The following is a 20376-nucleotide window of genomic DNA, read 5'->3' on the forward strand; positions in this document are numbered from 1 at the left end:
TTTCTGCATCCCGTATTGGGCACTATGATGCCGGAAATCTGCCAGGTTCCACACCTTCCCGATATTCTCCCCATCCATCACCGCGCTCCGGATTTGATGATTGGGGATGCGTTCATTACATTTACTGCGAAAGTTTGTTAATGGAAAGGAAGCCGCCAAAGTTGCCGACGTTATTGCGGAACTTACAGCCACTCAGGCATTTGCTGCATTTATCCTTCGTGATATCGGACGTCGGCTGGTCATATTCATCCGCGACCGCCGGACCGCTATAACCGCACTCATCACCGCGATAGGTCCAGGTGCAGGTGTTGGCCAGCATGATGCGCCCCGGAAAAACAGCACCATCCGTTTCCGTCGGCGTGGACAGCACAAAGGCCGCGCTAACCGCGTTCAGTTCGCTGCACTGCTCGATGCGCCAGCGGCTGATCACCTCCTGCTCCGGATCGGCTTCGCTGTTTCCGTTGACGAAGTTCACCGCATCCAGAAAACGGGCGTAAACCTTACGCCGGACCACCGTTCCGCCGACCAGACTCTGCAGATCTTCCGCCATCCCGGTGACCATGCCGTGCAGGTTTGATACCTTAAGTGTGGGACGTGCGCTGCTGCCCTTACCGTTCATCTCAAAGCCGCTTCCCTGAATGGGGTACGCCTGATACTTTCGCCCCTGCCAGGTAACCGGTTCACCTTTTTCGTTCTGCTCATTGCAGAAAAAGTAACGCTCCCCACCGACCTCTGTCAGATCAATTTCCCAGAGCACCACGCTGGCCGACTGCTCCGCACGGATACATTCATTCAGTGTTTCCTGTCGTATGTCCTGCATCAGATCACCACTTCGTCAAACTGACATGAAAAATCGGTATAGGTGATATGTTCTGTCGCTGACCACGTTCGACACACCACTCTGATTTTTCTGTTAATACCCGGCGGGCGCCAAAAAAAAGATTTATAGCCTCCATGCCGAGCCAGAAACAGTTCAAATGAATTACGTTCATTCGCCTCAACCCTGAAATCACAGGTAAAAACACGCAGAGAATGATTAAGTCCGTTTGGGCTTCGTTGTTCATAACCATCGCCAAATCTTACAGTTTTTATCGATGGCTTATTTTCTGTTTTCATTCCATCCTCTGGTAACCAGTAAAATTCTTCCGTATTAGCCACTTAACATTCCTCCATCACGTCGCATATTTAACAGAGCGCCCTGCACCCGCTGATCAACCATCCCCATAAGTGCTTTTATTGCCTGAGGACCAATCTCTCCATTCTGGCCGTCATTTTGAATAGTGATTTGGTATACAGGGGCATAAGTAATATCTCTGCCTCCATTACCACTTTTACTATTAATAGCTCTGACACCAAGAGAACCATCGGAAGTTCGCGTTAATGGCATAATAGCTTCCGGTCCAGCCTCACCAAAAACACCAGCTCCTTTTGCAAAAGCAAAAAATTGCGGGGAGTCATAAATACCGTTCGAATATGTACTCAATGACGGAGACTCATAAACACCGCCCTTTGCATTCGGAATAAATTTACTAATAGCACTCCCGATAGTTCCTAAAATACCCCCAGAAGAACTGTTACTAATGCTGTCGAAAATCCCAGTAATTGAAGCCTTTAATGCAATTCGACTAAGATCCGAAATCACGGAAGTAGCGAAAGAACGAAAATTTGCCTTGCCTGTCGTGACAAAATCACCTAGCGCATCGGTCATCCCATCAAACATCTGAGTCGTGGTTGATTTTATCTGCGCACCGATATCCTTAGTGTCATCCAGCCAGTTATTGAATCCCTGGGAGGCACCACTAATCCAGTCTCCTGCCTGAATATCGAGCTGCTCGTTTTTCTGGCTGACAATTTCTTTTTCTCGTTCCAGAGCATCATTCAGAGCCTGCATTTTCTCCTGAAAAACATGATTTGACATTCCACGGGATTTATCTGCATAGTCACGTTCAAGTTGCAGACGCTGATTGTTATATTCACGTTCAATCCGCAGTAATTCCTGCTGGCGTTGCTGATTTTTATCGCCAACCCCATAACCAGCAATCTGAATATCATACCCCTGCTGACGATTATCAATCGAAGCCTGCAATGAATCACGCCATGCGGCTATTTCGGCGGATTCTTTGATTAGCCTGCTATTTTTTTCAATCGCAACATTTTTCTCCATCAACGCGGTTATTTCTTCCCGGTGTAAGAGAAGTGATTTCTGCTCTTGGGTTAATTTCGATGACGGTCGTGACTCTAGGTCGGCAATCTGCTGACGCCACTTAACCAGTTCCTGTTCAGAGGAACTTAATTTAACGGTCAATTCAGCTTGTGAACTTAGTAACGCATTCTGTTGATTCAGATGATCAATCATTCGTTGGGCAGCATCATCCGAATAACCTTTCGCCTTTGGTTGCTTTGGATCTTTATAACGCTCATTTATTTGAGCGATAAGATTATTATATTCTTCCTTTGAATACTGATTCTTTAGCTTTTCCAGTTTTGCAAGTTCACTAGCTCTCTGCTGCTCCCGGGTCTGATATTGTTTTGAAAAAGCATCTGCTCTCTGTCTGAGTTCAATTCCTTCCTGTTGTCGCTTGTTGTAATCGTTTATTGATGAATTTAGTACGTCCTGAGCAATTTTTTCTGCTTGAAGTACGCCCAATTGCTGCTTTAATCGTGCCAGCTTTTTATTTTGAGCTCCGCCATCTCCAATGCCACCTAACCCGAAAACTCCGGGTCGGGTATTTTTTTCTATTTCATCAATTTGACGGAGAACATCTGAGATTTTTTGATCAAGGGAGGCCTCACGGCCAATATCCAGCATGGAATCCCATGCCCATTTTGCGGAGTCTGCGACAGCTTTCCATGCAGTCTCAAGATAACCAAGATTTTCTTTAATCTGGTTGGTGCGCTGGATCATTGAGGATGAGTATGCTTCTGTCGCAATGCGGGCGGCCTCCTGCTGGTTCCCTTCATCCTGTAGCGCCTTAATTTGGTTATAAGTCGCAAGTGTCAGAAAATGGTACTGATCATTAAGTTTTGATATAGCACTGACAGGATCCTTTGCAATTTCATTGAAGTCATTAACCAGTTGTTCGGTTGATATTCCTGTTACTTCGCTCGTTTTTACTATCGCTGTCGTCACTTGCTCCAGCGAACTGCTCGCTACCTTTCCCGAACGCACAAGCTGGTTTAATACTGCCGCCGCAGCGCCAGTTGTCGAATCAGCCGCATTCCCGGCACGTTGAGCTATATCGGCCAATTGCCCGCTGGTTGTCCCCAACTGATTTCCGGTAAGAATAAGAGATTTATTAAATTCGTCCTGCTCCTGAGAGCCTTTATAGTAAGCCAGTCCTAAGACCCCAACGGCTGCTGCGGCCAGGGTAAAAGGATTAACTAATCCCAGCACATAAGAACCTACACCTTTGATCGCCGGGCCAATCCCACCGAACATATCTTTTAGCTGGCCGCCCTGCTGCATTAACACCATAAATGGCGACTGACCAGTGGACAACCCAACAACAATATCCGTCATTTGTGCAGGCAACATGCGCATAGCAAAAGCCGTTTGTTTTGCCGACATTCCGGTTTTGCTTAATTGTGATTGAGTAACCTCAAGCTCACTCCGCATAGCACGAAGTTTTCCAGAAAGCTCCTCATACATTTCAGGAGAAAGCATCCCCTTAGCTTTTGCTTCATTGAGCTGTTTCTGTTGTTCTACCAGACGATTAAAAGCAGTTCCGACAGGATCAAGTTGAGCAATCAGACGTTGCAAAGCAACAACCTGTTCATCATGCGCTTTTGCTGCTTCTCGCTCTGCCTGAGCCTCTCCGGTAAGCTCTCGCCGTGTTTCCTGTATTTTTCGGCTATAATTCTCAAACTGAGAACCATTTATTTTCCCGGATGCAAACGCAGCATTAAGTTCATCATGCTGTTGTTCAAGATTTCTTAGCGCCGCAGCCAGAGGGTCGATCTTGTCCAGCATTCTTTGAAAGGCCTGAGCCTGCGCTTCCTGCTGGGCGGCAGCAAGTTTTCCGGCCTTCTCGGCTTCTCTCTGCGCTTGCGCAACCCCGCTCAATTCCTCTGTGGTTTCATTAAGTTTACGGACAAGAAATTCATATTCTTCTTTATCAATAAGCCCTTTATCGAAAAATTTCTTTAATTCAGAATAGCGTCGACCGACAGTATCAATTGCGGCACCAACTGGATCAATAGCTGCTTTTAATTTTGCGAGCGCGTTCTTCTCATCTTCTGTTGCCTTAGTCACTTTCCCTGCGCTATTTGCAGCAGTTTTCCCAGCCTGCGTCATTTTGACTAATGAGGAGGTCAGATTGTCAGCATTATTTTTCGCTCCAGTGCTATCAATAATTATTGCGAGACGCGAGGTTTGCTCTGCCATTTATTAAAACTCCTGACAACAAAAAACCCACCGAAGTGGGTTTCAGGCGACATAATAGTAGATATAGCGATTACGAGGTCACGCAATGCTTTTCTCCAGGAGCATCATCGATTTAATTAAAGACACCATCACATCTCTGTAACAGAGTGTACGTAATTAACAACTACACACACTGCTCCTGAAAATACTGGTCATCCAGTGCAAAGATCACTGCTTCAAATTCATCGCGCTCAATCAATACCGGATGAGTGGCTAAATATTCATTTATCTCTGTCAGAGATAAAGGCAAAGGCACCCCAGTCATTCCAGCATAACGTCGGGCACGGGATATTACCGAATAGGCGTACAACAATTCCTTAAGCACCGGGTCTATTTCTGGTTCCGGTATCGGTGGCAACCTGAGTTTTTCTCGCTTCCATCTTGCCTTTTCCCCCCTTTCTCCCCCGAACTCCGATAACCACCGTTGGGCGGCTATGGCTTTTTTATCGTATCCTGCTTCTGCTGCTCTTTACCCTGGGCGATGCTGGCTGCTTCTGCAAGGATCTGCCAGTACAACTCTGGATTCTGCCTAAGCAGCGCGATCCCTCGTTCTGGCGTATATTCCAGTGCAACCTCAACACCATTAACCAGTTCACCAACCCCTTTCCAGTCTTTCAGCAGATAACGAGCGGCATTATCAATGAGTAAATCATCAACAGAATCCACCTCGGAAACCTTTGAAATATCAAACTCCTTCGTTCCGACGTGCAAACTGGCATCCATTTTCTCAATGTGGCGACGGATTAATGCATTACGGGAGCGATACTGATCGTTATCGCTGCTTGCCACCAACAGTTTTAACCCGTCTACAGGTTTTAAGTCCTTCATTGGCGTAAACCAGCGTTCTCCACCGATGATAATTTTCTGATTAAGAATAAACATCCATAACCTCATTCAATGCGTCCCCCTGTAGTGCAGTACCACAGGGGGAATAACGGAAAATCAACTAATCGCCTCAGCACTGGCTTTTGCGATCACGGCAGCCGGAGAGTTTTTTTTTCTGGTTATCGTAGGTGCTTCATCTGCTGCGGTAATGCTCAATTGAACCTGGATAATGTCGGTATTACCCCCATCAGGCCATTCACCTGACACCTGAACCTTCGGGAAACTGAAAGTGTATGCCCCCTCTCCATTCGAAAGCGTGAAGCTGAACGGAACTGTTTCTCCAGTCAGTGTTTTACTCCAGATTTCCCATGCAGCTTTAGACCATGAAAGCGTCACCGTACCGGACGGTGTAAAAGTAGTCGGAATATTTGCTCCTGCATAAGGCGAGCCAGTCCCGATACAACGCTGTGTCTGGAGTTTGTTATCGAACTGAATATCAAAACTGTCGATACAAAAACCGTTACCTCCGGCAACACCATTCAGGCTTACTGCTGAAACCTCCTTAAACGAATAACGTAGCTTTCCTGCACTATCCACAGGTTCGCCTTTGATAAAATTCGTATCATCGGCCTTTGATTCCCAGTCCAGTCCGGCAAAGGTTACGGTCGCTGTAATATCGCCGTCGTTAGGGATCTGCATTTTCCATGAGCCAACCTGCGCTCCTCTGACGACAGAGGCAATTCCGACATCGGACGCATAGGTCGCCAGAGAAAATGTTATTCGCTCATTCCCCATTGTCAGAGAATCGCCTGACCATTCCGCGCCGAAACAGGATGCAAGAAAATCATCATGTTGACCCCAGCGAAATTTGGTACCAACATCACCGCCGACATCCACAGTGCCAGGCGTCGCCCCCTGAGCCATCCGGGAGCCACCAATCTCATTATTTTCGCCTTTATTCTGGGTGGGTTTTACTCCCCAGCTTGTGCGTTTTAATAAACTCCAGTCACCACTTGCTGGCGTAGTGCCTGCAACCGTCTCCCGGATAAATGCCGAGATAACCTTTGCACCTGAACTCACAGGAGCCTCCTATGTCATTAATTGCGCTAGAGCGCGCGATATGGAATTTGAAGATTAAGCTGGAACCAGCCATTCTTTTCGCCAACGGCTATTGAGGAAACAGCCTGGTAACTGAGACGATCGTCATCCTGAAACTCAAACAGTCCCCGCAATTTATCGGCTGTCTCAGTAATGAGTTTTGAACCAGAACCTGCGGGGACAAATAACTGAATAATGATTATCCCCGTGCGATAAACAATCGGCCCCGCGCCAATTTCATTAACTCCAGCCTGCCCGGGAATATTACTTAACCGCGCCCAGATTAACTTACCGGAAGGATCGAACGTTGGCGCGTTCGGATACAATACGTCTTTTCCATCAATAATCGTCTGTGCCGTCATTCTGGAAATAACCGTATTTCTGATTTCAGTAAATGTCATTTGTAAGCCTGTAAAACACCATGAAAAGCGTTGGCATACACGCCAGTTGGCGCTTGTTGTGAATGACCGTTTTCAAGAGCCTCTGCATAAGGAAGGTTATTCTGGATATAAATAACTCCGTAATTTGCAGCTTTCGAAATAACCCCGATCCCACGCTGAACCGCAATCGTACCGTTCGGATCCACGTTATCAGATATACCAAAATCGGGATGCTGTAACGACACCAGGTTGTTATTTCTGAAACGTCCGGTATCAACCGGAGCAGCAATATCAATAGCAGTAAGAATCTGCATAGCGATGTAGCGAATCTTCAGCCCCACATCTTCCTCAATCATCCCGGCAAATATTGACGGTTCTATATCCCATGCCTTTGCCATTTACGCTCTCCTTAACTGGATAGAGTAAACTGATGCGGAAGGATCTACACTCGCTGTAATTACCTCGTATCGTTGTAACTGCCTTGATACAGGATCATAAATCTCAATAATATGGTCGACAGCGGGTTTATCCGTAACCTCGCATACCAGAGCGGTTAATTTAAGGTCACCATGCAAAATATTAATCCCATCAATTCTGCCCAGCTTATAACGTGTCAACACGCCTCGCCCGGTATAGATTGCGGTGGATTCGCCGCCAGTTTCCGTCACAGGATCCCAGTGCCGGTGCGTAACGTAAGAACCAGAAAAATCACTCACGGCGTCCGCTAAATCCTCATCAAAAGCAGCGGCAACCTCTGACTGAATCTCTTCACGAAGCCCCATTATCCCCCCCTCACAACCCTGACTTGTGAGCGACTAAGTCCGTACGGTTTCAGCAGTGCTATCGCAAGCTGTAAATCGGGTTCAAGCAATGCAGTGCTGTTTGCTGGCAACTCAGCAAATGATTTCGATACACTGACCCCGTCAGCCGACACGGCTTTACTGATAACAACGCCAGAATCATTTTTCTGCTGAAACAACTTACCGAATGAGGCAATTCTGGCTGCATATGCTCCCGCAAGTTTTACCTCTTCCGGAATACGGGATGGGTTAATTTTCAGGTTGAAGCCATTAAGCCAGGCATTAGCCATTAAAACAGCTTTATTTTTAGCGTTCTCACTCGTCCAGGCGTTCCCAAACGCATTATCAACGTCATCACAGGTCACGTAAGTGATCATGTGTTACTCCTGAGTTTTCCAGCCCATAGCCTTCCAGTTGTCAACTTCATCAGGATGAACATTAGCGATAGTTGGTGCGCCGGGAAACATCTGATAATCGGTCACCATAACCACTAACTCAATTTGCGTTTTTTGTGCGGCTTCACGCTGTGCTCTTTGCTCTTTAGTTAATCCGGCCATATGCCCTCCATTAAAAATGGGGCCGAAGCCCCGTTTGAATGTTTAACCAAGAATCAGACAACCATGTGCCGGCTTCACTGATGAAACACCCCATGCCAGTCCAACTTCATAGCGCACCTGGCGATACTGACGATACAGTGCAATCTGGAACGTAATCCCTGAAATCGGGTCCGTAACATTCATTACATCATCAGCATTATCGCCACCTTCCGGCATTGCCGGAGTACGGGATGCCAGCAGAAACGCGTTGCGATCAAACGCCATATTTGCAGTAAAGGAGCCAACAACTGTGATTGCAGTATCATCGGCCAGATCCTGACGCAGTCCGGGCGCTGCAAGAGTAATCAGATTGCTGGTCGCTGCTGCCACAACATACTGATTCGGATCGCCAGCGAACGTAACAATCTGACCTGCAGAAATACTCCCCGAACCAGTATCAATGGAAATAAGAACATCGCCTTCTTTTTTCTCGCCATTCACGAGATAACCAGTTGCAGCAACCTTTGGCGCTCGTTTTACACCTGCCGAACTGTGAATATTGAATCCCTCCAGACGCCCCAACACGCCCTCACGCAGTAGCTGTTCAGTGCCGGATTCATTCACTTTAAACAGTACAGACTGTTTTCCGCGCAAATTAGCAATGGCAGTGGAGCCAAGCACCATCTGCAGATCGGTTGTCGGTGCGCCGTTATCCTCCAGAACCTGACGAGCCAGAGCAGCATCAGAAAGATCATCTTTAACACCAAACGGCGTTGTCCCTGCGGTTCCCACGGCGCGGGAAGCACCGAAATACAACGCACCAAGATCAGCCTCAACCTCGTTTGCAAGGGCGCGAAAAGCCTGCTTGAACTGATCAGCCAGAATGGTGTTGTAAGTCCCTGAAGGGCCAAGAGCCAGTTGTTCTTCACCATTCCATTTAACCGGTGCCATTTTGGATTTAGTAATTTTCACATCAACAGTGCCAATATTTTGATCACCGGTATTCGGAGCTGACGGCCCCGGTACGATATCTTCGGTTTTCGCCTCAGGCGCAACTGGCGCGGTTACCGTCTGATCTTTTGCTGCGGCGTCAGCTTTTGCGTTTTTTGCTACCGCAGGGATAAAACCTACCTGCTCACGGGATACAACATCCAGGGCGGTATAAATAGTCGGGATCAACCCGGTCAGGGTATTTCCAGCCATAATTAAATATTCCTTAAAAATTTGCGTAATTGTGAATAGATGGAGTAATGAGCTATCCAGCCCTGACACCAGCTCCCATCCGGAAGCTGACAAATGTGTTAATCAACAATTGTGATACCGTCTTTCAATGCGTTTTGCTTACCTGCAACATCCAGTGCATCAAAAGCAGAGCGTTTCATCGTTTTCTGACCAATATCATGCTGTGTCGGACGGGAGCCGCCGCCATTGTTGCCACTGGCTTTCAGGATGTAGTCTTTCTGAGGGTAATTTTCGACGAGGAACTCCAGCGCCTCATCAAACTGCGCCAGTTCGCCAGGCTTCGCGCGGGAATAAATTTTGTTGCCGGAAGCGTCATAAGCAACGATCTTCCCTTCTTCCACTTTGAATGCCTGCCCGAAGCGGGCTTGTAATAAATCTGCCGGGATCGCAATTTTATCGGCAATATATTTTGAACCCGCAAAACTACCGCCAATCATAGAATCGTAAAGCTGCTTCTCCAGCATCTGAGAGCGTTGCTTTTCTTCATCTAATTGCTGCTGAAAATTTTTCGTAATTTCAGCCTTAACCTGGTCAACCTGTCCCGCATCGATCAGCTTTTTCTGGTCGATTTTTGACAGCATTTCCAGTGCCTCGATCGCCTTCTTCGGGTCTTCGATAGCGGCAAACTTAGCCAGTTTTTCCTCTGCAGCTTCTTTAGCCAGGCGATGATTTTTTGCCTCGCCATTAAGTTCTGTAATTTTTTTTGTCGCCAGCGGTGCATCGAAGCCGATTTCTTTACCATCGTCGTGCACATAAACTGGCAGGCCAGCAGTATCAATTTCTGCGTATTGTTTTCCGTTAATCTCGACCGTTTTCAGTTTCATATTAGTACCTGGTTTAAGTCTTCCGACAGTTACGCTGCTCACCATCCGGATAGCAGCAATAAAAAAGGCCACCCGAAGGTAGCCTGTTGTAATAAATGATTTATTTAAATCCCTGCTTTTCTGAATACCTGTGCATCACGCTCACGGAGTTGCTTCAGCGTCAGCCATTCGCCTTTATCGGTGTAAAATTCATCTGGCGACATACCACCATCCCGAATCAGCTTTGCCCGGGTTTCCCCCACAATCTGTTTTTGTCTGGTGTAAGGCTGACGCAAAAACCATTCCCTGTAGGTTGTATCTCCGGCCACCACGCCATCCATGCTGGCCCGCTCAGCCGGGGAAATATCACGAACATCAATACCCAGTTCCTTCGCTGATTTCAGAATGAACGTTTCCGTTGAGCGGCAGCAGAAATGAATTTTTCCCGGCCCCTGCAAATAAGGCACGCTGTGACCTACAGGTTTATTATCCAGCGTATATTTGAGGCGATCCCTGATTCGACATTGTGGCGTAGTACGATTATCAAGCGTTGATAACCATTGCTTACCCTTAATCAAATCATTATTCGCGCGTGCAAAACTCTCACGAGCAGTAGCAGCAAGATGTCCAACCGCTGTTTTTGCAATGCTGGCCGCATTAGCCCGGCTCATCTGCAATGCACCATCCTGAAATCCCTTACTGACATGTCCCCGAATTTTTCTTGCGATCTGCTCATTGGTATCCCCCAGCAAAAAACCCTGACGCACCGTATTTGTTATGCGTCTGAGCCGATCCGCCTCAAGATCTGAGGCCCACTCACTGAGCAGTCGTCCCTGGAATGGTCGCGCCATTGCAGCGGCGTAAAGTGCATCAGAAGAGATACCAACCAGAGGGTGAACATCAGCAACAAAATCAGGTAGCAGAGAATCAAACAGACTTAACTGATAACCAACCTCATAAATTGCCAGCTCGTTCAGCTCTCCGGAGAGACTGGTAAACATGCTGTTAATAGCAGTGCGGTTAACCTCTCTGACACTCGCCAGAAGTGACTCCAGGCGCGTAACGGTAAAACTACTAGGATCGAGGCTGTCCAGTGCTACCAGCAGGCGAGCTGTAAGCTCCGCATCGCTGTCATTCAGTATTTTCACCATTCTGGCAGCCACACCAGTGCTATAGCGGGATATCCAGACTGCATGAGCAATTGATTCATCACGCAGCCGTTCATTCACGGTTTGCATCATTGATTTCCATCAGCATTACACTCTGATTTTTTAATTCATCGATCACTTCCTCTGGACGGGAATCCTGATCGATAAATTTCAACGCCTGCAACACCCGAACCGCATCAATCTGACGTATATCACCGCCCTGACGCAATGACTGAACAGCCAGCGCGGAGGATGAGTCAAACACCTGGGCAGATACATCCAGTTCAGTGCGCACATCCACATTGCCACCGCAACTCTCTCCGCTCCATTCCGCCATTATCTGGAGAATATTATCGAGGGCATCTTCGAGGGAGTTCGCCATTGTATAAAGCGGCGAGTGTTCCTGCATCCGCTCTTCATTAGTCTGATCAACAGATTTGGTGGATGTATTTTCAGCCCGCAGAAGTTTAGCGCCGGCATGACGCATCTGATTTTCCAGCTTCTCAAGTGATGTTTCGCCAGATTCTATCGCTGCGCCACTATGTTCAACATATTCGAGGCCATTTTTTGTTCTGTCCTCAAAAATCGTAGCGGTGGATGCACCAACCGTCAGTTCTTCATTCCTGTCCAGCCCGTAGGCCACCAGCAATGGAACGCGGGCAACATGAAGAATATTGTCCTGCTCGCTCTGGCTTTGCCAGTGCTTGATATTCAGCAAGCCAAGATTAAGCAATGGCGGTGTACCACGCATAAACCCTGTTTTCTTCGTATACAGTGTTACCAGAGGAATATCATCACGGCTGGTATTCCATGACTCATGAAGCGTCCAGACAGATTCGCCATTAGTACCTTCGCTGCGTCGATAAATTTCAACTCGACGGGGCATAATATGGCGGATCTGCTCCACCTTCTTCTGCCCGAAATCATCACCATCAATAATGATGACCTCTTTTATACGCAAATCAGTGAGAACAACTTTCCCTTTTTCAACTTTCGATTTCCATCCAATAACCTGGCGTGGATTCAGCATCGTAACGTACGGGCGACCACCGGCCGCGTTTTCATCGGCTTTTGTCCGAATCTCTTTCATATCCGTTCGTGGATAGTCCACCAGCGCATGTGCCACACCATACTGAAATGCGAGACTGAAAAATTGCTGCGCCCACACATCCAGTCGGCTCCCCTCCATGTCGATATTTTCTGCATATTCCCTGATTTTTTCCGGCGTTTCCTCACTCAATACTGTCGGCTCTGCAAATATGCGCCCAATATTTTGTTTGATGCTTTCTTCATACACAGGAAGTAGCGTAGCCACAGACAGGCGTTTTTTATAAGCGTCTTCATCTTCATTAGGCCATTTGGGGAGATAATTTTCCCCCTGCCTGCGCATTTCAAGCGTACCGCCCATCAATGCGTCGTTAATATCCCACGCCTCCAGCATATCGTTATAGTCGAGGTTGGGTGTTGATATATCAGCCATAATTAAATCCGAAGTGATGTGACTCTTCCGGTCGGTTTGACAATAGGGAATTGCTTAACGATGAAATAACCTCCGGCATCATTCGGGTGATCATTGCCAGATTTTTTATCAGGCTCCCCCTTATCATCCCAGACCTGTTGCTCCAGAGATTCGGCATATACCGGACAACGCTTCACATTAACTTTATAGCGACGCTCACCATTGGCATTGCAGAACATTGCATTCATTGAGTTAACGCGATCTTTTACTGGCGGGTTCGAGCTGTTCACCACAACGTTAAAACCAGCCTGCTTAAGCTGGGCTATATCCGTCGTACTTGCGTTACTTGATTTTCTGGAATCTCCGGAAGCATCTGGATAAATATAAATCTCCCTCACTTTCCGGTAATCATTCCCGTCATACAGCCAGAAGCGTTCTTTAATGATGCGGATCATATCCGGCGTATCGTAGGCATTGATGATTTCAGTTACCGCACATGGAAGCCCCAAACGCAGCACATGGACGATCCCCGCCATCTTTCCAACGTTAAAATCCATCCCAATATAAATCGGCTCCCCTGGCTGCTCCACTTCTTCGCAATTATTCAGTTTCCGGTCAAACTGATGGTAAACAGTACCACTTGTCAGGTTAGTAAACTGTCCTCGAAGATAGGCTTTAATCAGCTCTGGAGGGTATGATTCAAGAAGCGAAGGAATGTAATCTGCTGGCAGGTTCTTTTCATTATCGAAAGTAGATGCCTGCACCAGACCATACAGTGAGGCCAGCTCTGTTTTTTCACGCACGGCTTTAACAAACTGCTCGTAGACAAATTTGAATCCTTCCGGCGTGGTTGTAACGTCAATACCGTTGCGAAGTCCATCAATCTTATAACGCATACGCGCAATTATCTTGCGCCACGCCGTTCTGGCTTTTTCCTTCGGCAAAATGTCCAGTTCATCCACCAGCGCATTACCAATTTTGAAACCGACGATCGTTTGTGGCTTCTCCATCGATCTGCAGATAGTGGTTCCCCGATACTGGCGTCCGTAATAAAAGTGAACCTCTTTATTTCCCTCATTAATTTTTACGTTCAATCCCCAGTCAGCAGCAACTTCTTCCACTGTAGGGTAAAAAATATCGCGAATTTGGGGATACGTTGGCGCAAAATATCCCTGATTTATACCTGGATGCTCCCAAATCCCCTTGCATATGCCGCCACACCCAACCCATGTTTTGCCCGAGCCAAAACCAGCAATATAGGCTTTAAATTTATGGGGCATTGAAAGAAATCGCGCCTGAGGCACATTAAGCGTCGGAGAGATCATCTTCATCACTCCTTACTCTGGCATCAACCACATTAATATTGATCGCCACAGGCTGGGGATGTTCATTATCTTCCACCGTTTCGATCTCTTTGCGCAGCTTCTGGTTTTCCATTCTGCGTCGTTCAATTTCCAGTTCCTGTAGCCGCTTATCTGCACATAAAGCCCCGCCAGCAGAAAGCAAACGCAACAATTCACGCCGGGCGGCAGCCTTATCCTCCAGCAGGATCTCAACGCCGAATTTTCCGAGTTTTGCCCCTGCATATAATTGCCGCGCATCCCCATCAAGCAGAGTGGTATCAGCCATATAAAGCTGTCCCGTTCCCTCACCGCAGCACTTCGGGCAGTCCGGATTGGGTATGGCGTTATCAACAAAGCCGAGGCCTCCATATTCCGGTTCGGGTTTGCCATCTCTGGAAGCCTGCGCCGCTGCCTTGTCGAATTCTGCTATATCGCGCCACTGGTAGAGATGATTCTCGCCCCAGCAATAACGGCAGTTAACACGGCGAAATTGTGCAAGCTGATTGGGGTCGGCCAGGACAATGGCCATCAACTGACTCACCAGTAAATCCAGGTCTGCGGTATAGCGTTTCTGGTACTGATTGCGGAAGTAGCTGATAGCGCGAAAAACCCTGGCATTTCTAAGCATACGACTGGCGTTGCTGTTAGCTGTCGCACCTTGCCCCTCATAACCGGCTAGTCGGTACGCCTCTGTCGGCTTTTTCCCCTGAGCAACAAGCATCGCAAACTTAGCCTGCTGGTCAGAAATGCCGAATTCATCGGGACAGAACGAAAATTCCTCCGCGTCGCCCTCATTCAGGCCCGCATCGAATACTGGCTTTTTTTCCTGAGATTTTTCGTTCCGCTTTTGTGCAGTCTGCGCAGATTTTTTCTGCGCACTTTTTTGCGCAGTTTTGCGCATTTCTGTCTGCGCATTTTTCGGAGGTTTTTTGATGTAACGACGGGCTGTTGCGTAATTCAGTCCCCTTGCTTCACACCATGCCACCGGAGATATACCGGAGCGGGTGTATTCAGCAATATACTCCTGCTGCAACGCCCCCCAGTCCGGTCTGCTCATCAGTTAGTCCTGATTTTTATCCACCCTGAGTAGTTCGCGCAGAGCAAAGGCATCCCCTTTTCTGGCAAGCTTAAACAATGCCGCTCGTAACTCGGCTTCACCTTTCGCTCTGCCCTTACGGATGGCCGCATAAAAATCTGTCATTGCTTCCCGATTTTCTTTCAGTCGGTTCAGATCAACATCCAGAACGTCAGCGATTTGTTGTGCAGTCATCCGGCACGCTGCCAGAGACTCGACTTTCGAATACGGAATCATTTGTCACCCCTATTGATATGCAGGGTGTCTTCTTCCTGTATTTTTCGTGAAGGATTTTTACTGCAGCGTTGTTCCAGGTGACCTGATGGTGAATGCGTTTATGGCTGGCACCCATCAGTGAGATTTTTACGCACGACGGCGCATACATGACGGAGTAAAAACTTTTAACGTAGGTTCCGGAATCCAGATACAGCTCGGTCATTCCGCCGCTGTTTTTCTGCGTCTGTTTCTGCCCTAACTGGACAGCACCGATCGTCATAAACAATTCACCACAGCGACCGAGATTCGTGTACGTATTCACATCCTCGTTAATGCGCCCCATGAATGAGAACGGTCGATCAACCGAACAGATAAAGCTGTTCATTGCCTTGCGTTTCACCCACGAAGCATGGCCGCCATTGTCACCAAGAAAATCCCCGCCCTGCGACATAGCGATGGAAAGAGCAGGTATTGATTCGTAGTACGCCAGCATTTCAGAAAGGATCGCATCCAGTTTCCTTATCGGAAAATAGGCCTGGTCATAGTTGCGATCCACCCGAAACTGGAACTCGTGATAATCATCATCGAGCTGAATGAAGTATTTACACCCGACCAGTTTTGCCAGGTCGAAACAGGCATTACGGGCGTAAAAAATTGAGCGGCGGTCACCGAAATTATCGGCTTCGTCAAAACGACTGGCGATATCGGCTTTGGAAAACACCAGCACCTGTTCACCAAATTCAGCCATGTACTGATGCCGTGTCTTATCTTCATCATCAACAACGATAAAAATTTTCCCGGTATAGCCAGCACGACGCAACGTCCGGTAAGTCAGAACTTTGTCCGGTCGCCCGTGAGTCAGAATAAAGGCGCAAAAATCATCACGCATATTCCTCCTCCTCACCACCATGCATGATCTCCACCATGCGCTGCGTCATCCGGACAAATCCATTTTCAATAGCCTGCTGATAATCAATGATCACCAGCGCCGACTCCTCGAAAAAACACTGAATTTCAGCGGGGGCGTGAGCGTAATAGTCCGCAATTCTGCTGAAATTAAACACCGTGTGACGTTCTGCCGCACACAGGAGGAATTTCTCAATATCAGGCTCAAGAGACGCCGAACGTATCCGGCTGATCAGCTCCTGAGTTTTCGTATCGTCGTACAGTTCACTGATATCCGGTTTACCGCCCGACGGCTCATAAACAGGCGTATCAATTTTCGTCGTATACGGCTCCTCCTCATTTTCTGTACCTGGCAAAACATCCGTCAACAGTTCATCAATTTCTGTCGGGCTGAAGCCTGTCAGGGAGACATCAAAATCAGCATTGATTAGGTCCGACAGCTCCATCCGTAACAGATCTTCATCCCAGCCAGCATTCATCGGCAGGCGATTATCTGCCAGGCGGTACGCCTTTTTCTGATCATCCATCAAACCAGACAGAACGATGACCGGAATGGAATCCATTTTGAGCACTTCAGCCGCCATAACGCGACCGTGACCAGCAATAATTTCGCCCTTTTCATCAATCAGCACCGGATTAGTCCAGCCGAATTGCTTAATGCTTTCTACCAGTTGTGCCACCTGCTCAGGGCTGTGTGTCCTGGCGTTGTGTGCATACGGAGACAGTTCTTGTAAAGGGCGATAGACGATCTTCAATTTCTCGCTCATACAGCCTTGCTTTATGAATAAAACGCACCCCAGCAGCCAGTGCTACTGGGGGCGGAGGTGTTGCTGGTAAAGTTAGGTATTGGATCAATGAGTGAGTCAATATAATATTAAACTCACAATTATAAATCAGCCATATATTAGGAGCGCCAAAAAAAACCTGAAAACAATATAATAACAGGATAAATTTCAAGGCGACCAAGAATCATAGCTATGCACATTAAATATTTTGCAATGTCATTAAGCACTCCGAATGACGATGCAGTAGCCCCAAAACCTAATCCCATATTATTAATACATGCAGCCACTGTTGCAAATGATGTAAGAAAATCATATCCCATACCATTTAACACCAGTATAAAAAACACCGTGAAGAGAGTATAAAGAAAAAAGAAACTCCATACAGACCTCATTACACGATCTGTAACTATCTTCCCTCCTACATTTACACTCAACAACGCTCTGGGATGAGAAAGCTGGTTTATCTCGTGTTTGCTTTGTTTGAAAAGTATAAGAAATCGAAGTGATTTAATTCCACCACAAGTTGAACCTATACATCCCCCAAAGAAACTTGACAACAGCAAAAACACTATCGTGTGCGTGGGCCAGTTTGCATAATCCTGCGTAGCTAAACCATTATCAGTGAGCATGGAGCTGGCAAGAAAAAACGAATGAATAAAACTTCCAGGCAAGTCATACATACCTATATGCCAGACCTGGAAAGAGGTAACAATGATCACCCCTAAGGCTATTAACAGAAAGAAACGAAGTTCAATATCTCTGATTAAAGGTTTTAACGTTTTCCTGCTAATAACAATATACCAAAGGGTGAAGTTGAAAGCCGATAGCAGGGAAAAAGAACCAGCCACCAGCTCAACCAAATAGTTATTAAAATATCCGATACTCTCGCTATGAGTTGAGAAACCACCAAGCGAAACTGTGGAAATCCCGTGACAAATAGCATCAAACAAAGGCATTCCTGCAAGTCTATAACAGACAATACAAGCAATACCTAATAAAGAATAAGTTATCCACAGTGTCCGTGACGTATCGGCCAGGCGGGGAGTGAGTTTGTCATCCTTAAATGGCCCCGGCATTTCTGACTGATAAAGCTTTGCACCACCAATACCCAATAATGGCAATACAGCAACCGCCAGAACAATAACTCCTAAACCACCTATAAAATTTAACTGTGACCGATAGTACAAATATGCCCGAGGTAATGAACTAACATCATCAATTACAGTTGCTCCTGTTGTTGTTATTCCAGAAACCCCTTCAAACAGAGCATCAATGAACGTTAAATTAAGTTCTGAGTCAATCCATAAAGGGAATGCACTAATAACAGAAAACAAAATCCAAAACATTACAATTATAATAAACCCATCACGGGTACGTAATTGAATGCCAGATTTCTTAGTTGTATACCACGCTCCGCCCCCAATGCAAAAAAATATAACGAAAGTTATAAAGAAAACGAACAGGCTTTTTTCTTTATAAAACAATGCTACAACCATTGGTGGCAACATTGAAAGACTATAGAGCCAAACCAGGAACCCACACATATGAGTAACAACTCTTACATGAGATGTATTCATATCTAAATATTCTTTCAATTATAACCACCTTGCTGCAATATTATGATTATACTGTATAAAATTTAACTCCTCTTAGATCTTACTTCACTGTTCCTTATGAAACAATCATCAAAATGAATCATATTGTAGTTAAGATTTTACTTTAAACACTGTTCGGTTATGTATTGCTGAGCACCTTCAAGTTGGGCCTGCATCATTACCAGTCGTTCCCGGAGGGTGAAATAATCCCGTTCAGCGGTGTCTGCCAGTCGGGGGGAGGCTGCATTATCCACGCCGGAGGCGGTGGTGGCTTCACGCACTGACTGACAGACTGCTTTGATGTGCAACCGACGACGACCAGCGGCAACATCATCACGCAGAGCATCATTTTCAGCTTTCGCATCAGCTAACTCCTTCGTGTATTTTGCATCGAGCGCAGCAACATCACGCTGACGCTGCTGCATGTCAGTAATGGTGGCGGTCGCCTGCTTCAGCTCACTGACTTTTTTATCTCGCTGTTCTTTGTAGGCGATGGCGTTATCACGGTAATGATTGACCGCCCACGACAGGCAGACGATGATGCAGATAACCAGAGCGGAGATAATCGCGGTTACTCTGCTCATTGTTGCCCCCACAAACAGACTTCACGCTCAATCTCACGACGAGTCATCAGACCTTTCCATTGCTTACCGCCAGCGTATGTCCAGCGACGTAGCTGGTCACATGCGCCTTTGATATCGCCCTGGTTTATTTTGCGAAGAAGCGTCGATGTTCTGAAATTGCCAGCACCCACGTTGTAGACGAACGAGTAAAGAGCGCCGCGCGTTGTTTCCGGTATATCGACTTTGATGTACGGGTTAATTTGTCTGGCGACCGTGGCAAGGTCTTTATTCAGGAGGGCTTTGCATTCTGCTTCGGTATACGTTTTACCGAGCATGATGTCTTTTCCGGTGTGTCCGTGACATACAGTCCATACGCCAACGATATCTTTGTATGGTATGTAGCTGACACCTTCCAGGCCATCGTCACCACTTGGGCCAGTGATTAACACTGATGCTATAGCAATTGCTCCGCCACCAATAGCAGCAGCAACTGCTTTTCGTAATGATGGAGGCATTATTCACCTCTCGCAGCCTTGCGCTTATCTTCTTTAATCTTGAAATAAAGGTTTGTCAGGTACGTCAGCAGGCCAAATACCAGGCTACCCAGCACACCTATTGCAGCCCACTGTGACGGAGTTACTCTATCGAGCAACTGTAAAAACCAGTAGCCAGCACTGCCTGCGGAGGTGCCATAGGCGACACCCGTTGTTAACTTATCCATGGATTTCATAACCCCCACCTCGCAGATGCGGGCGCTGTGTAACGGAAACAAAAAATGGCCACCAGCGGCCCGTAAAAACACCCCGTCAAAAGCACCGGCATCCGCAGATGCCCTTTGCGTGGCGTTATTTGATGCGCGCCAGATGTGGCGCAAAGAAATGAAATAAGACTTATCGAAAATTAAGGTTAATTTGATGATTTAAACCACTTATGAAGCTTAGTAGTATGAACATGTCCCCAGAAGGGGGCCAATACTTATTATTCTTCATGGACTTTGTCCCGCGGTCTTAATCCGACGACCGCGCTACTTTTCACCCTCTCGCAAATTGCTATCTAAAGGACGTTGTCCCACGAGTATTCCTGGATGCTCGTGTCTTTTTTTGTCTGATGCAGGTATAAAAAAAACCGCCAGATATGGCGGTTGGTCAATGTATAAGATAAATCATTTTAATTGTAATA

At 46.9% G+C, this 20376-nt stretch carries 22 protein-coding genes and 1 pseudogene; all 23 read right to left on the reverse strand.

The features are described from left to right. Nucleotides 1-121 precede the first annotated feature (121 nt). The 23 genes and pseudogenes from A9587_RS13725 to essD all read right to left on the reverse strand — a co-directional run bounded on the left by A9587_RS13725 (nt 122) and on the right by essD (nt 19927). Nucleotides 122-820 carry a phage minor tail protein L gene (locus tag A9587_RS13725; protein ID WP_001516452.1) on the reverse strand — a complete coding sequence of 233 codons (699 nt, stop codon included), beginning with the start codon at nt 818-820 and terminating at the stop codon, nt 122-124. Further along, nucleotides 820-1158 (reverse strand): phage tail protein, encoded by a 339-nt coding sequence (locus A9587_RS13730; RefSeq protein ID WP_000024053.1) that lies wholly within the window; start codon nt 1156-1158, stop codon nt 820-822. The genes A9587_RS13725 and A9587_RS13730 overlap by 1 nt, the downstream gene beginning before the upstream one ends. Next, a complete protein-coding gene (locus A9587_RS13735) occupies nt 1151-4384 on the reverse strand; it encodes a phage tail tape measure protein (RefSeq protein WP_105263991.1) in 3234 nt (1077 codons plus the stop codon). Before A9587_RS13735 ends, A9587_RS13730 begins: the two co-directional genes overlap by 8 nt. A gap of 471 nt (nt 4385-4855) precedes the next feature. Beyond that, nucleotides 4856-5215, reverse strand: coding sequence for a protein YdaY (gene ydaY / locus A9587_RS13745; protein WP_123057495.1), 360 nt, complete (start codon nt 5213-5215; stop codon nt 4856-4858). A 150-nt stretch (nt 5216-5365) separates the two neighbouring features. Next, nucleotides 5366-6328: a phage tail tube protein gene (locus A9587_RS13750; RefSeq protein WP_052924055.1), complete on the reverse strand. Its 963-nt coding sequence runs from the start codon at nt 6326-6328 to the stop codon at nt 5366-5368. A gap of 26 nt (nt 6329-6354) precedes the next feature. Next, nucleotides 6355-6747: a phage tail terminator-like protein gene (locus A9587_RS13755; RefSeq protein WP_000144680.1), complete on the reverse strand. Its 393-nt coding sequence runs from the start codon at nt 6745-6747 to the stop codon at nt 6355-6357. Further along, nucleotides 6744-7124, reverse strand: a complete 381-nt coding sequence (locus A9587_RS13760) for a hypothetical protein (RefSeq protein ID WP_001029819.1) — start codon at nt 7122-7124, stop codon at nt 6744-6746. The genes A9587_RS13755 and A9587_RS13760 overlap by 4 nt, the downstream gene beginning before the upstream one ends. Then, on the reverse strand, nt 7125-7508 hold the full coding sequence (locus A9587_RS13765) for a hypothetical protein (protein ID WP_000524260.1): 384 nt from the start codon (nt 7506-7508) through the stop codon (nt 7125-7127). Further along, complete coding sequence (locus A9587_RS13770) at nt 7508-7903, reverse strand: hypothetical protein (RefSeq protein WP_000634210.1); 396 nt, start codon at nt 7901-7903, stop codon at nt 7508-7510. The genes A9587_RS13765 and A9587_RS13770 overlap by 1 nt, the downstream gene beginning before the upstream one ends. 3 nt (nt 7904-7906) lie before the next feature. Beyond that, nucleotides 7907-8083, reverse strand: a complete 177-nt coding sequence (locus A9587_RS24725; RefSeq protein ID WP_000908084.1) for a hypothetical protein — start codon at nt 8081-8083, stop codon at nt 7907-7909. 42 nt (nt 8084-8125) lie between these two features. Further along, on the reverse strand, nt 8126-9265 hold the full coding sequence (locus A9587_RS13775) for a P22 phage major capsid protein family protein (protein WP_001526967.1): 1140 nt from the start codon (nt 9263-9265) through the stop codon (nt 8126-8128). Between the two features lie 98 nt (nt 9266-9363). After that, nucleotides 9364-10128, reverse strand: a complete 765-nt coding sequence (locus tag A9587_RS13780; protein WP_000770040.1) for a DUF6651 domain-containing protein — start codon at nt 10126-10128, stop codon at nt 9364-9366. 104 nt (nt 10129-10232) lie between these two features. Continuing rightward, nucleotides 10233-11345, reverse strand: a complete 1113-nt coding sequence (locus A9587_RS13785) for a phage minor head protein (protein ID WP_096215917.1) — start codon at nt 11343-11345, stop codon at nt 10233-10235. Beyond that, a complete protein-coding gene (locus A9587_RS13790; protein WP_000763705.1) occupies nt 11329-12735 on the reverse strand; it encodes a DUF4055 domain-containing protein in 1407 nt (468 codons plus the stop codon). The genes A9587_RS13785 and A9587_RS13790 overlap by 17 nt, the downstream gene beginning before the upstream one ends. A 2-nt stretch (nt 12736-12737) precedes the next feature. Further along, nucleotides 12738-14039, reverse strand: coding sequence for a terminase large subunit domain-containing protein (locus A9587_RS13795; protein WP_000625349.1), 1302 nt, complete (start codon nt 14037-14039; stop codon nt 12738-12740). Continuing rightward, entirely contained in the window at nt 14020-15114 is a 1095-nt protein-coding gene (locus tag A9587_RS13800; RefSeq protein WP_000089437.1) for a terminase small subunit, read from the reverse strand. The genes A9587_RS13795 and A9587_RS13800 overlap by 20 nt, the downstream gene beginning before the upstream one ends. Before the next feature lie 3 nt (nt 15115-15117). Then, the gene (locus A9587_RS13805; protein ID WP_000126788.1) at nt 15118-15327 is read right to left on the reverse strand and encodes a hypothetical protein; all 210 of its coding nucleotides are present in this window, start codon (nt 15325-15327) and stop codon (nt 15118-15120) included. After that, entirely contained in the window at nt 15305-16237 is a 933-nt protein-coding gene (locus tag A9587_RS13810) for a hypothetical protein (RefSeq protein ID WP_001204031.1), read from the reverse strand. The genes A9587_RS13805 and A9587_RS13810 overlap by 23 nt, the downstream gene beginning before the upstream one ends. Before the next feature lie 526 nt (nt 16238-16763). Continuing rightward, a pseudogene (locus A9587_RS25665) lies at nt 16764-17021 on the reverse strand (ParB/Srx family N-terminal domain-containing protein); the annotation flags it as partial. 137 nt (nt 17022-17158) lie between these two features. Further along, on the reverse strand, nt 17159-18616 hold the full coding sequence (gene trkG / locus A9587_RS13825; RefSeq protein WP_001097899.1) for a Trk system potassium transporter TrkG: 1458 nt from the start codon (nt 18614-18616) through the stop codon (nt 17159-17161). 137 nt (nt 18617-18753) lie between these two features. Further along, nucleotides 18754-19218 carry a lysis protein gene (locus A9587_RS25670; RefSeq protein ID WP_409559400.1) on the reverse strand — a complete coding sequence of 155 codons (465 nt, stop codon included), beginning with the start codon at nt 19216-19218 and terminating at the stop codon, nt 18754-18756. Continuing rightward, the gene (gene rrrD / locus A9587_RS13835; protein WP_001135251.1) at nt 19215-19712 is read right to left on the reverse strand and encodes a lysozyme RrrD; all 498 of its coding nucleotides are present in this window, start codon (nt 19710-19712) and stop codon (nt 19215-19217) included. Before rrrD ends, A9587_RS25670 begins: the two co-directional genes overlap by 4 nt. Then, nucleotides 19712-19927 carry a phage lysis protein EssD gene (gene essD / locus A9587_RS13840; protein ID WP_000839599.1) on the reverse strand — a complete coding sequence of 72 codons (216 nt, stop codon included), beginning with the start codon at nt 19925-19927 and terminating at the stop codon, nt 19712-19714. The genes rrrD and essD overlap by 1 nt, the downstream gene beginning before the upstream one ends. Nucleotides 19928-20376: the final 449 nt, after the last annotated feature.

Source organism: Escherichia sp. MOD1-EC6162, from assembly GCF_002965125.1.
Taxonomy (GTDB): Bacteria; Pseudomonadota; Gammaproteobacteria; order Enterobacterales; family Enterobacteriaceae; genus Escherichia; species Escherichia marmotae.

Coding starts and splice junctions, on each gene's coding strand:
- essD (WP_000839599.1), bottom strand. CDS start 19,927: ATGAAATCCATGGATAAGTTAACAACGGGTGTCGCCTATGGCACCTCC.
- A9587_RS24725 (WP_000908084.1), bottom strand. CDS start 8,083: ATGGCCGGATTAACTAAAGAGCAAAGAGCACAGCGTGAAGCCGCACAA.
- A9587_RS13760 (WP_001029819.1), bottom strand. CDS start 7,124: ATGGCAAAGGCATGGGATATAGAACCGTCAATATTTGCCGGGATGATT.
- A9587_RS13800 (WP_000089437.1), bottom strand. CDS start 15,114: ATGAGCAGACCGGACTGGGGGGCGTTGCAGCAGGAGTATATTGCTGAA.
- A9587_RS13770 (WP_000634210.1), bottom strand. CDS start 7,903: ATGATCACTTACGTGACCTGTGATGACGTTGATAATGCGTTTGGGAAC.
- trkG (WP_001097899.1), bottom strand. CDS start 18,616: ATGAATACATCTCATGTAAGAGTTGTTACTCATATGTGTGGGTTCCTG.
- A9587_RS13810 (WP_001204031.1), bottom strand. CDS start 16,237: ATGCGTGATGATTTTTGCGCCTTTATTCTGACTCACGGGCGACCGGAC.
- A9587_RS25670 (WP_409559400.1), bottom strand. CDS start 19,218: ATGAGCAGAGTAACCGCGATTATCTCCGCTCTGGTTATCTGCATCATC.
- A9587_RS13735 (WP_105263991.1), bottom strand. CDS start 4,384: ATGGCAGAGCAAACCTCGCGTCTCGCAATAATTATTGATAGCACTGGA.
- A9587_RS13725 (WP_001516452.1), bottom strand. CDS start 820: ATGCAGGACATACGACAGGAAACACTGAATGAATGTATCCGTGCGGAG.
- A9587_RS13795 (WP_000625349.1), bottom strand. CDS start 14,039: ATGATCTCTCCGACGCTTAATGTGCCTCAGGCGCGATTTCTTTCAATG.
- rrrD (WP_001135251.1), bottom strand. CDS start 19,712: ATGCCTCCATCATTACGAAAAGCAGTTGCTGCTGCTATTGGTGGCGGA.
- A9587_RS13790 (WP_000763705.1), bottom strand. CDS start 12,735: ATGGCTGATATATCAACACCCAACCTCGACTATAACGATATGCTGGAG.
- A9587_RS13765 (WP_000524260.1), bottom strand. CDS start 7,508: ATGGGGCTTCGTGAAGAGATTCAGTCAGAGGTTGCCGCTGCTTTTGAT.
- A9587_RS13805 (WP_000126788.1), bottom strand. CDS start 15,327: ATGACTGCACAACAAATCGCTGACGTTCTGGATGTTGATCTGAACCGA.
- A9587_RS13775 (WP_001526967.1), bottom strand. CDS start 9,265: ATGGCTGGAAATACCCTGACCGGGTTGATCCCGACTATTTATACCGCC.
- A9587_RS13785 (WP_096215917.1), bottom strand. CDS start 11,345: ATGCAAACCGTGAATGAACGGCTGCGTGATGAATCAATTGCTCATGCA.
- A9587_RS13780 (WP_000770040.1), bottom strand. CDS start 10,128: ATGAAACTGAAAACGGTCGAGATTAACGGAAAACAATACGCAGAAATT.
- A9587_RS13755 (WP_000144680.1), bottom strand. CDS start 6,747: ATGACATTTACTGAAATCAGAAATACGGTTATTTCCAGAATGACGGCA.